4 protein-coding genes are annotated in these 12,946 nt (G+C 70.1%); 3 read left to right on the forward strand and 1 reads right to left on the reverse strand.

Translation table 11 applies throughout. The annotated features are described in order from the left end of the window. Positions 1-11: 11 nt before the first annotated feature. The 3 genes from fliR to AC0IYS_RS24290 all read left to right on the forward strand — a co-directional run bounded on the left by fliR (position 12) and on the right by AC0IYS_RS24290 (position 11,615). Entirely contained in the window at positions 12-854 is an 843-nt protein-coding gene (gene fliR, locus AC0IYS_RS24280; RefSeq protein WP_471707573.1) for a flagellar biosynthetic protein FliR, read from the forward strand. An 84-nt stretch (positions 855-938) separates the two neighbouring features. Then, positions 939-9,395, forward strand: a complete 8,457-nt coding sequence (locus AC0IYS_RS24285; RefSeq protein WP_471707574.1) for an iron-regulated protein frpC — start codon at positions 939-941, stop codon at positions 9,393-9,395. A gap of 132 nt (positions 9,396-9,527) precedes the next feature. Continuing rightward, positions 9,528-11,615: a C1 family peptidase gene (locus tag AC0IYS_RS24290; protein ID WP_471707575.1), complete on the forward strand. Its 2,088-nt coding sequence runs from the start codon at positions 9,528-9,530 to the stop codon at positions 11,613-11,615. Between the two features lie 49 nt (positions 11,616-11,664). On the opposite strand, the gene flgL is transcribed toward AC0IYS_RS24290, so the two are convergent. After that, complete coding sequence (flgL, locus tag AC0IYS_RS24295; protein ID WP_471707576.1) at positions 11,665-12,927, reverse strand: flagellar hook-associated protein FlgL; 1,263 nt, start codon at positions 12,925-12,927, stop codon at positions 11,665-11,667. Positions 12,928-12,946 lie beyond the last annotated feature (19 nt).

The raw sequence follows: 12,946 nt of genomic DNA on the forward strand, positions 1-12,946 counted from the left end.
AACAGACCCTCATGATTACCATCGCCAGTGCCGATATCAACATGTGGATCGCAGGATTGCTGTGGCCGCTCACGCGCATCCTCGGCCTGCTGGCGGCCGCCCCGCTGTTCGGCAACAAGGCGGTGCCGGCCAGCGTCAAGGTGATGCTGGGGGTGATGCTGGCGGCGATCGTGGCGCCGGCCGTGCCGGCGCTGCCGGCGACCGATCCGATGTCGCTGGCCGGGCTGCTGATCCTGGCGCAGGAGATGCTGATCGGGCTGGCGATGGGTTTCAGCATCCGCATCATCTTCGCCGCCGTGGAAATGGCGGGGGAAATCTCCAGCCTGACGATGGGCCTGGGCTTCGCGACGTTCTTCGATCCGAACACGCAGGGGCGCTCGTCGGCGATCAGCCAGTTCCTGGCGCTGGTGGCGACCCTCGGTTTCCTGTCTGTCAACGCCCACCTGGTGCTGCTGTCGGCGCTGGTGGAGAGTTTTTCGTCGCTGCCGGTGTCGGCCACACCGATCTACAGCGGCGGCTTCAAGCAGCTGGCCGATTGGGGCGGGCGGATCTTCAGCACCGGGGTGCAGCTGTCGCTGCCGATCGTGGCGGCGTTGTTGATCACCAACGTCGCGCTGGGGATCCTGACGCGCGCGGCGCCGGCGTTGAATTTGTTCGGGATCGGTTTTCCGATCACCTTAGGTGTGGGTTTGCTGGTGGTCGCCATGACACTGCCGTACTTGGCGACGCCGGTACAAAACCTGTTTTTGGATGGCATTGAACGGGCGCGGCTGATGCCGCGCACCTGGTCCCAGCGGCCCCCTCCCGTCGCCCCGGCAAGCTTGCCGGATCGACAATCGGGCCCGGCGCCATAGCGAGGTTCAATCGCCTTTCGTCAGTATTTGGTTTCCATATGGAAATTTAGTGCGTATCATGGAAACTCCCCGGGAGACCCAGCAATGACTTCGATTATCACAGGCTTTACCACAGACGCGATCGCCAGCATGTCGACGACCATGATCGCGAGCCTGTCGACCGAAGACTTGGCCGCCTTCAGTTCCGACCAGTTTTCCGTGCTGAGCACGGCGCAATTGCGCGCCATCGGCACACGCCAGCTGGGCTTCCTGAGCGCCGACGGCCTGGCCGGGCTGACCACCGACCAGGTGCCGGCGTTGACCCTGCCGCAGGTGGCCGCGCTGACCACGCTCCAGATCGCCCTGCTGAGCACCGACCAGCTCGTCGCGCTGAGCACGCGTGAAATGACCGCCCTCGGCAGCCGCCAGCTCAACGTCCTCAACCACTTGCAGGTGGCCGCGCTCGAGACCGACGACCTGCGCGCGCTGCAAACCCTGCAGATCGCCACCCTGGGCTCGAACCAGGTCGCCTCGCTGACCACCGACCAGCTCAACGCGCTGGCCACGCGCCAGCTGGTGGCGCTGAGCACGGGCGCGATCCAGGCGCTGGGCGCCGATCAGTTGACCTCGCTGGCGACGGCCGCCATGGCGCACCTGACCACCCAGCAGATCAACGCGCTGACGGCCGAGCAACTGGCGCTGGTCACGACCGACCAGATCGCCGGCCTGGGCACCGCCCAGGTGGTGTCGCTGACCACCGCGATGGTCGCCCAGCTGACCACCGGCCAGGTGGCCGCGCTCGAAACGCGCGACCTGGCGCGGATGACCAGCGGCCAGATCCGTGCCCTCAACAACGAACAATTGGCGGCCTTGACCACCGACCAGATGGTCGCGCTCAGCAGCGCCAACCTGGCCGCGCTGCTGCCCGATCAGCTGGCCGCGCTCAGCACCGACCAGATCGCCGCGCTCAAGAGCCTGGCGCCGCTGGGCACCTTGCAGATGGCGGCGCTCACCACCGACCAGATCGTTTCGCTGGAAACGCGCGACCTGGTCAACCTGACCAGCACCCAGCTGGCGGCGCTGACCGCCGAGCAGGCGCAGGCGCTGACGGCGGCCCAGATCGTCGACCTGACGGTTGCCCAGTACCGCGGCCTGTCGACCGCCATGCTCAATGCGCTCACCAGCGCCCAGATCGGCCAGATCGAAACGCGCGACATCGCCGCGCTGCAATCGGCGCAGGTGGCCCGCCTGTCGACCGACCAGATCGTCGCCCTCAGCTCCGACCAGTTCGGCGCGTTGGCCAGCGCCGCCGTCGCCGCCCTCGACACCGACCAGATCGGCGTGCTCACCAGCGACCAGGTCAATGCGCTGTCGAGCCTGGACATGCTGTCGAGCGCCCAGATCACCGGCGTCACCACCGGGCAGCTGGCGTCGCTGACCACGCGCAACCTCGGCACGCTCACCAGCGGCCAGCTGCGCGCGCTGTCGGCGGAACAGGCGCGCGCGCTGACGACCGACCAGATCGTCGCGCTGAGCGCGGCGCAGCTGCGCGGCCTGGGCGCGGCCACCCTGGCCACCCTCTCCACCGACCAGATCGCCGCCATCGAAACGCGCGACATCGCCGGCCTCGACACCAGCCAGGTCAACCGGCTCACCAGCGACCAGATCGCCGCGCTGGGCACCGCCCAGGTCGCCGCGCTCGACACCGCCGGCACCGTCGCCCTGTCGACCGACCAGATCGCCGCGCTGTCGACCGACCAGATCGACGCGCTGCGCTTCATCGGCGCGCTGGCCACGCGCCAGGTGCGCGCGCTCACGACCGACCAGATCGCCAGCATCACGACCCGGGACCTCGGCGCGCTGGCCACCCGCCAACTCGGCGCCCTCGATGGCGGCCAGGCCGCCGCGCTCACCACCGACCAGATCGTCGCGCTCAACAGCGCGCAACTGGCGGCGCTGGGCACCGAGGCCATCGCCGCGCTCGGCACCGACGCCATCGCCGCCATCGAAACGCGCGACTTCCGCGCGCTGCGCACGGCGCAGGTGGCGCGCCTGACCACCGACCAGATCGTTGCGCTGACCACCGCCCAACTGACCGCGCTGGGCACGGCGGGCATCCGCTCGCTCACCGCCGAGCAACTGGCCGTGCTCAACAGCGACCAGATCGCCGCCCTCAGCGCGCTCACGCCGCTGACCTCGCGCCAGATGACGTCCTTGACGACCGACCAGATCGCCCAGCTCAGCACCGCCGACTTCGCCTCGCTGCAAACCTCGCAGATCGCCGCGCTCAGCGTCGAGCAGGCCGCCGCCATGACCAGCGACCAGGTGCGCACGATGACCACGGCGCAAGTGCGCGCGCTGGGCACCGACCGCATCGCCGCGCTCGGCACGGACCGCATCGCCGCGCTGCGCCTCGACGAGATCGTCGCGCTGAGCACGCGCCAGGTCGCCGCCCTCGGCAGCGATCAGCTCGACGCGCTGGGCAGCCGCCAGTTGCGCGCGCTCACCACGGCCGAGCTGGCCGCGCTGACGGCCGACCAGATCGCCAGCCTGGACGACGACCAGATCGACGCGCTGGCCACCCTGGCCGCGCTGACGACGCGCCAACTGGGCGCGTTCAGCACCGACCAGCTGTCGCACCTGAACCTGGCCGACCTGCACACGCTGCGCTCGAACCAGATCGCCGCCCTCAACAGCGACCAGTTGATCGCGCTGACCACCGACCAGATCGCCGGCCTGGCCACCGCCCAGGTGCGCGGCGTGTCGACCGCCAACATCGGCCTGTTGACCACCGACCAGATCGTCGCGCTCAGCAACACCGTGCTGGCCAGCCTGTCGACGCGGCAAGTGGCCGCGCTGTCGACCGACCAGGTGGCGTCGTTGACCACCAGCCAGATCACCGTGCTGACCACGCAGGAGATCGCCGCGCTGACGGCCGAGCAAAAGGCCGCCCTCACCAGCGACCAGCTCGGCGCGCTGTCGTCGCTGGCGAGCTTCTCGACCGCCGCCATCGCCGCGCTCACCACCAACCAGATCGCCTCGCTGTCGCTGGGCATCCTGGCCAGCCTGACGACGCGCCAGATCGCCGCCCTCACCACCGACCAGATCGGCGCGCTGAGCACCAACGCGGTGGTCGCGCTGAGCACCGCGCAAATCCGCGCGCTGGGCTCGGAACAGATCGCCGCGCTGACCTCCGACCAGGTGCCGGCCATCGAGCTGGCCGACGTGCTGGCGCTGTCGACGCGGCAAATCGCCGCGCTGACCACCGACCAGCTGGGCAGGCTGACCAACGCCCAGTTCGCCACGTTGACGACGCAGCAGATCGCCGCGCTGACCACGCGCCAGATCGCCGCCCTCACCACCGGGCAGGTGGCCGGCTTCGCCGACCTGGCGCCGCTGACCAGCCGCCAGATCGGCGCCCTGACCACCGACCAGATCGCCAGCCTGGCGCTGGACAAGATCGCCACCTTGCGCACCAACCAGATCGCCGGCCTGACCAGCGTCCAGGTGGGCGCCTTGACAACCGACCAGATCGTCGCGCTGAGCACCGCGCAGGTGCGCAGCCTCAACGCCGCCACCCTGGCCGCGCTGTCGACCGACCAGGTGGCCGCGATCGAGGCGGTCGATGTCGCCGCGCTCGGCACCCACCAGATCGTCACCCTCACCAGCGACCAGCTGGCCGCGCTCACCGCCGCCCAGTTCGCCGCGCTGAGCACGCGCACCATGGCCAGCCTGACGAGCGCCCAGGTGGCCGCGCTGTCGACCGCCCAGCTGGGCAGCCTGGCGTCGCTGGCGCCGCTGACCACCTTGCAGATCCGGGCCCTGAGCAGCACCCAGATCGACAGCCTGGGGCTGGGCCAGATCGCCACCCTGAACACGCGCCAGCTCAACGCGCTGGCCAGCGCCCAGTTGCAGGCGCTGAGCACCAACCAGATCGTCGCGCTCGAGACGCGCCAGGTGCGCGGCCTGGCCACGGCCGCGCTGGCGGCGTTGACGACCGAGCAGATCGCCGCGATCGAACTGGCCGACATCGCCGTGCTGCGGACCGACCAGGTCGCCTCGCTGACGACCGACCAGGTGTCGGCGCTGACCCTGGCCCAGCTGTCGAGCATGACCAGCCAGGAAATCGGCGCGCTGACTCCGCGCCAGATCGCCGTGCTGAGCCAGGCGCAGTTCGCCGCGCTGGGCAGCCTGGCCAGCCTGGGCACGCGCCAGATCGCCGGCCTGTCGAGCGACCAGATCCTCGCGCTCACGCCGGAGCAGTTCGCCGCGCTGCGCACCGCCCAGATCGCCGCGTTCACCACCGGCCAGATCCAGTTCTTCACCACCGACCAGATCCCGGCGCTGACCACCGCGCAAGTCCGGGCCTTGTCGAACGCGGCCATCGCGGCGCTGACCACCGGCCAGATCGCCGCGCTGGCCGGCGACGACCTGGCCGCGCTCAAGACCAGCCAGCTTGTCGTGCTGGGCAGCGACCAGTTGGCGGCGCTCTCGGCCGACCAGTACAACGCCCTCACCAGCAGCGAAATCTCGGCGCTGACCACGCGCCAGATCGGCTACCTGACGTCCGGCCAGCTGGCCGCGCTGTCGAGCCTGAAGCCGCTGACGAGCGTGCAGATCGCCGCCCTCAGCACCGACCAGCTCGGCGCGATGTCGGCCGACCGCTTCGCCACCCTGGGCACGCGCCAGCTGGCCGCGCTCACCAAGAACCAGGCCGGCGGCCTGACCGCCGCCCAGCTGATCGGTTTGTCGACCGGGCAGATCCGCGCCATCGCCACCGCCCTGCTGTCGCGCCTGGACCCGGCCCTGATCGCCCAGATCGAGGTGGAGGACCTGGCCGCCTTCACCAGCGCGCAGCTGCGCTCGCTCACGACCGACCAGGTCGTCGCGCTGACCCTGGACCAGTTGCACGCCCTCAGCAGCGCCGACATCGCCGCCTTCTCGCAGACCCAGCTCGAAGCGATGACGCCCGACCAGGCCTCCGCGCTGGGCAACCTGGCCGACTACACGACCGCGCAGATCGCCGCCATGTCGACGGCGCGCATCGCCGCGCTGACGGCGTCCGACATCGAAGTGCTGAACTCGCGCCAGATCGGCGCGCTGCAGACCGCGCAGATCGCCGTGTTCAGCGACGCCCAACTGGTCGCGCTGAGCGCGGCCCAGGTCGGCGCGCTGAGCCTGCCCGTGCTGCGGGCGCTGACCCTGGCGCAGATCGCCGCCATCGAGGCGGCCGACATCCCGGGCCTGAAGACGGCCCAGCTCCAGGCGCTCTCCACCGACCAGCTGCTGGCGTTGACGGCCGAGCAGGTCGGCGCGCTGTCGAGCCAGGGCGTGGCCAGCCTCACGGCGCAGCAGGTGGCCGCGCTGAGCGCCGACCAGTTGCGCGCGCTCACCAGTCTGCGCGCGCTGACCACCGCCCAGGTGCGGGCGCTGACCGGCGACCAGCTGCAAGCGCTGCTGCCCGACCAGATCGCCAGCCTGCGCACCGCGCAAATCGCCGCGCTGAGCACCAGCCAGGCGGCGCAGCTGACGACCGACCAGATCGTCGCGCTGACCACCGCCGAGCTGCTGGCGCTGAGCACGCGCGCGCTGGCCGCGCTCACGGCCGAACAGATCGCCGCGATCGAGCTGGGCGACATCGCCGCGCTGCGCTCGACGCAATTGATGTCGCTCACGACCGATCAGATCGCCGCCCTCGGCCTCGAACAGATCGGCGCCATCACCACCGGCGCGCTCGGCGCGCTGACGGCCAACCAGGTGCGCGCGCTGAGCGTCGACCAGATCGTCGCCCTGAGCGCGGCGCAGGCGGCGGCGCTGTCGACGCGCGCCATCGCCACGCTCAGCGCCGACCAGTTCGTCGCGCTCGAGCCGGGCGACCTGGCCGCGCTCAAGACCGCCCAGATCCGCGCGCTGACCTCGGCCGCGATCGGCAACATGACCAGCGACCAGTTGCTGGCGCTGACGGCGATCCAGGTGGCCGCGCTCAGCGAGACCCAGCTGGACTACCTCACCCCTGCGCAGTTCGTGCTGCTCGACCTGCTCGGCTCGTTCAGCACGGCGCAGGTGGCCGCGCTGGGCACCGACCGCATCCAGGCGCTCAGCGACACCCAGCTCGGCGCGCTGACCAGCCGCCAGGTGGGCGCGCTCACCAGCCGCCAGGTGCAGGCGCTGACCACCCACCAGATCCAGGCGCTGTCGCTGAACCAGTGGCGCGCGCTCGGCACTTCCGCGCTGCGCGGCCTGTCCAGCGCGCAGATCGCCGCGATGGAGATCGAAGACCTGTCGGGCCTGCGCCCGGGCCAGTTCTCGGCCCTGTCGACCTTGCAGATCTCGCAGCTGAGCGTCGACCAGTTCGGCACGCTGTCGACCGCCGAACTGGCGGCGCTGACGGCGGCCCAGATGAAGGCGGTGTCGAACGCGCAGCTGGCCGGCCTGACCACCTTGTCGGCCTTCAACACGGCGCAGGTGGCCGCGCTGACCACCGGCCAGCTGGCCGCGCTGGGTATGGACCAGCTCGCCACATTGCGCTCCGCCCAGGTCGCCGCGCTGACGCTGGCGCAGATGCGCGGCATCACCACCGGCCAGCTGGCCGCGCTGAGCACGGCCCAGGTGCGCGCCATCAACCTGGCGGCGCTGGCGGGCCTCAGCAGCGACCAGATCGCCAGCATCGAGCTCGAAGACATCGGCGCGCTCAGCGACGCCCAGGTCGACGCCTTGAGCAAGCCGCAGATCGCCGCGCTCACCCTGGAGCAGGTCGCCACCCTGAATACCTCGCAGATCGAGGCCATCAGCGTGGCCGACATCGGCGCGCTGTCGACCGGCCAGATCAACAGCCTGCGCACCCTGGGCGCGCTCAACGGCGGCCAGGTGGCGGCACTGACCACGCAGCAGGTCGGCGCCATCGACGGCGACCACTTCGCTACCTTGCGTTCGGCGCAGCTCAACGGCCTGAGCGTGGCGCAGGTGGCGCAACTGAACGCCGGCCAGCTCGGCGCGCTGAGCACCCGGCAACTGCCGGGCCTGAATCTGGTAGCGCTGAGCACGCTTCAAATCGGCGCGCTGAACGTGGCCGCCGTCGCCGGCCTGAACTCGGCGCAACTGAGTTCGCTCAAAACCAACCAGCTGGGCGCGCTCACGATCGAGCAGTTCACGGCGCTGACGACGCGCACCCTGGCCGGGCTGGACGTGACCAAGATCCGCGGCCTGACCACCAGCCAGCTCGGCTCGCTCACTTCGCTCAACACCTTCACCGCCGGCCAGATGACCGGCTTCACGTCGGCGCAGATCGCCGGCCTGGGCGCCGAGATGATCGGCAACCTGCGCACCAACCAATTGGCCGCGCTGGGCGCGGCGCAGGCGCTGGGCATGACCACCGCCCAGATCGCCAACCTGGACGCGCCGCAGGTCGTGGCGCTGAACGCGGCGGTGTTCAACGCCTTGAACTCGGACCAGATCCAGATGCTCGACGCCAACGACATCGTCGCGCTGCGGACGGCGCAGGTGGCCGCGCTGTCGGCCGCCACCATCGTCAACCTCAGCGCCAACCAGGTCGCCGCGTTCACCACGGCGCAGGTGCGCTCGCTCAAGGCGGTGCAAATCGCCGCGCTCACGTCCGACCAGCTCGCCGCGCTGACGATGGCCGAGCTGTCGGCCTTCACGATGGCGCAGGCCGGCGCGTTCAGCGCCGACCAGCTCGCCGCGTTGAGCGACGAGCAGCGCGCGGCGTTGCTGACCAGTCCGCTGATCCTCGACCTCGACGGCAACGGCGTGCGCACCCTGGCGCTGGAGGCCGGCGTGCGCTTCGACCTGCACGCCGACGGCGAACGGGTCGCCACCGGCTGGGTCGGCCAGGGCGACGGCCTGCTCGCGCTGGACCGCAACCATGACGGCACCATCAACGATGGCGGCGAGCTGTTCGGAACCAGCACCAGCAGCTCCAGCACCGGCGCCGGTGCCGGCGCCGGCAAGGCGCGCGACGGCTTCGCCGCGCTCGCCGAGCTCGACGCCAACGGCGACGGCGTGGTCGACGCAAAGGACGCGCAATTCGGCGACCTGCGCGTGTGGGTCGACGCCAACGCGGACGGCGTCAGCCAGGGCGGCGAGTTGCTGACCCTGGACGCGCTGGGCATCGCCGGCCTGAACGTCGGCGCCACCAAGACCAGCGAGCTCGACAACGGCAACTGGATCGGGCTGCGCTCCAGCTACACCACCACCGACGGCGGTGTCCACCAGGTGGCGGACGTTTGGTTCCGGGCGGACCATTCGACCCGGCCGGGCACGCCGGTGGGCGCCCAGGTCAGCGCATTGGCGCAGGCGCTGGGCGGCTACGCGCAGGCGCAAGCCACGCCGGACACCACGGTCGCCCGGTTGACCGTGCCGGCCCTCACGGCGGCCTCGGCCGTCGTGGCGGCCCCGTCAGGTACGCTGGGCGGCAACGTCGCCGCCCTGGGTGAGCAGATGCGGCAATACCACGCCGGCACCGGCTTGAGCGGCGGCGCCACGGCCCACACCGACGAGTGGTTCCGCAAGCAGGCGCCGACGGGCATGCTGGCCGCCAAGTAAGCGGCGCGGTCGACGAAAACGGCAAGCGCCATGCTTGTCGTTTTTTTTTGCGCCGTCCGTTTGCGCTTTGCAATTTACACAATGTCGTTTCCTTCGTAGACTAGCGTCGATACCTCTACCGGTCGATCCAGCATGCCCACGCGAAAACTCAAGATCGGCGCCAAAACCGTCCAGCTGGACGCGCGCCCGGACCGGCTCGACCTGCGCGACCGTCCCTACGCGCCGCCGATCGCCGCGCTGCCGCCGCGCTGGCCCAACGATATGGCGCTGCGCAAGCTGCTGCCGGCGTATATCCGGCAGGGCCTGGTGCTGGACCAGAAAAAGCACGGCGCCTGCACTGGCTACGGCCTGGCGGCCACCGTCAATTTCCTGCTGTGGACCAGCGCGAAAAACAAAAAGGAGGTCGCGGGGGTCAGCCCGCACATGCTGTACGACCTGGCGCGCTTCTACGACGAATGGCCGGGCGAGGATTACGACGGCTCGAGCTGTCGTGGCGCCATGAAGGGGTGGAACAAGCACGGCAGCTGCGCCGGCGCGCTGTGGACCCGTAGCGTGCACGCCGCCGGCACAAGGGCCTACCGCCCCGCCGCCGACTGGGCGCGCGACGCGCTGGCGCGGCCGCTGGGCACCTATTACCGGGTCGACAGCGCCTCGCTGACCGATATGCAGGCGGCCATCCACGAGATCGGCGCGATCTATGTGTCGGCCGCCGTGCACGACGGCTGGGCGCTCGACGCCAGCGCCCCGCAAGCGCCGGGCCGGGGCCACGACGGCCTGCCCGGCATCGCCTGGCGCGAGGGCGCCGAAGCGACCGGCGGCCATGCCTTCGCGCTGGTCGGCTACAACGAGCGCGGCTTTGTGGTGCAGAATTCCTGGGGCACGGACTGGGGCGCGGGCGGCTTTGCCGTGCTGGGCTATCCGGACTGGCTCGCCAACGGCACCGACGCCTGGGTCGCCGCGCTGGGCGTGCCGCAGGCGGAACAGGCGCTGCCGCCGTCGCGCGCGCGGCGCATCGGCCACTCGCTGGTGTCGGGCGACCTCCATCCACGCACGGCTGCGGCCCCGGCGGCGGCCAACCCGTGGACCACCGAGGCCGCCTACGAACACGCGCTGGTGGCCGGCAACAACGGCGCGGTGCGCATCGGCCGTCCCGACATCGGCCGCGCCGAGGACCTGGTCGAGCGGGTGGCGCTGGAGAACATCGACCGCTGGCTGCGCGGCGCCGGCGCCGCCGGGAAGAAAGTCGTGATCTACGCCCACGGCGGCCTCAACAGGGAGGAGGACGCGCTCCGGCGCATCCGCGTCATGGGCCCCTACTTCCTGGCCAACGGCGTCTATCCGCTGTTCTACACCTGGCGCACCGGCATCCTCGACACCTTGGCCGGCGCGCTGGACGACGCGCTCGGCATCGTACCCGGCCAGGCCCAGTTTCGTGGCCTGGCCGGCGGCCTGGTGGCCGAGGCCCGCGACAAGCTGCTGGAGGCGGCCGCCCACAACATCAAGTGGTCGTGGAACGAGATGAAGGCCAACGCCGCCGAGGCCGCGCTGGCCGGCGGCGCGCTGCACCTGCTGGCCGCCGCGCTGCTGCGGCTGCGCGCCGCCCACCCCGGGCTGGAATTGCATCTGGTGGGCCATTCGGCCGGCGCCTTCGTGCACGGCCACCTGCTGGACCTGTGCCAGGCCGCCGGCCTGCCGATCGCGTCGGTCACGCTGTACGCGCCGGCCTGTTCACTCGACTTCGCGGCGCGCCACTACCAGGCCAGGGTGGCCGACCGGTTCATCGCCGCCGACCGCTTCTGGCTGCACCTGCTGTCGGACGTCAGCGAGCGCGCCGACACGGTCGGGCCGTACGGCAAGTCCTTGCTGTACCTGGTGAGCCGGGGCTTTGAGAACCTGCGCAAGACGCCGCTGGCGGGCCTGCAGCGCCTGTTATATCCGGGCGCCAACCAGCGCGACGACGATCTGTGGAAACCGGCCGACTGGCCGCAAGTGAAGGCGTGGCGCGCCTGGGTGGCGGCGCTGCCGCGGCAGGCCGACGGCGCCGCCGCATGCGAGGTGACGAGCGACCGCATCCGGGTCTCGGCGACGCGCACCGAGCAGGCCAGCCACGGCGGCTTCGACAACGATATCCGCGTGCTCGGCCGCACCATCAACCGGGTGCTGGGGCGCTCGCCGGCCGCGCCGCTGGCGGTGCCGGTCGCGGACCTGGGGTATGATTAGGTGATATGGCTAGATAGTATGGCTAGATAGTATGGCTAGATACCCGCGACTAACTGATGTAGTTAAACAGCGACAAGCCGGCCAGGGTCTTGAACGACTTCTGCGCCGCGTCCAGGTTGGTCTGCTGCTGCGTGAACAGCGAGATCGCCTTGACCACGTCGACGTCCTGCAGGCCGGACAAGGTGGTCGCGTATTGCAGGTTCAGGTCGTCGCCCGAGCTGTCGAGGTAATCGAGCTCCTTGAGGCGCGAGCCGACCGCCGACTCGATCGACAGCATATTGTCGTAGGCGTTGTCGACGTTCAGGTGCGCCTGGTTGAGCTTGTTGGTCAGGCTGGCTTGGCCGGCCGGGCCGTCGCCGGGGGCGCGCAAGGCGGCGATGATGTCGGTGACGGTGGTGAACACCGACTGCTTGGTGCTGGGCTCGACGCTAAAGCTGTCGAGATCGGCCGGATCGCCCTTGATATCGAATTGCAAGCCGTCAAAGGTGATGTTCTGGCCGCTGACATACGGCTGCGGCACCGCCGGCACCGGCGTGGCCGGCACCGGCTGGTTCAAGGTCAGGTCGGTGACGGTGTAGGTGGTCACCTTGGGCACGCCCGGGGAGGCCGGCACCACCTGGAAATCGATCTGGTAGCGGTTGCCCGTCAACTGGGTGGCGTCCTTGACCGAACCGCCGCTGATGATGCCGCTGCCGCCGCGGTCCAGGTTGCCGGCCGCCGCGCCGGTGACGAAGGTGCCGTTGCCGGTGGCGTTGTTCTCGTAGACGGACGCGCCCGAATCGCTGATCGGCAAGGTGCGCGTCGAGCCCACCTGCAGCGAGCGCTGCCCCTGGTCGCCCTGGTAGGCCGCGCCGGTGGCCGTTTGCGTGAATGGCAAGGTGGTCGATTTGTAGCCGGCGAACACGAAGCCGCCGACGCCGTCCGAGCTGTTGGCCTGGCCCAGCAGATCCTGCAACCGGCCCTCCAGCTCGACCGCCAGCGATTCGCGGTCTTTTTGCGTCATGCTGCCGTTGCCGGAGTTGACCAGCAAGGTCTTGATGTCCTGCATGATCGTGCCCGAGCTGTGCAGCGCCACCGTTTCCAGCGACAGCATGCTCTTGGCGTTGGCGCGGTTGGTCACCAGCTGGGTGTTGATGCCCTGCGATTGCGTCACTTCCAGCGCGCGCGCGGTGGCGATCGGATCGTCGGCGGCGGTCAGGTTCTTGCGCCCGGTGGACAACTGCGACTGGGTGCGCGCGAGCCCGGCCTGCAGCGAGCTGATTTGCCCGACGCCGACGTCGTAGATGGTCTTGGAACTGATGCGCATGATCATGATGCCACCTCGTTAATAT

The sequence above is a fragment of the Duganella sp. AC237 genome (assembly GCF_979254035.1).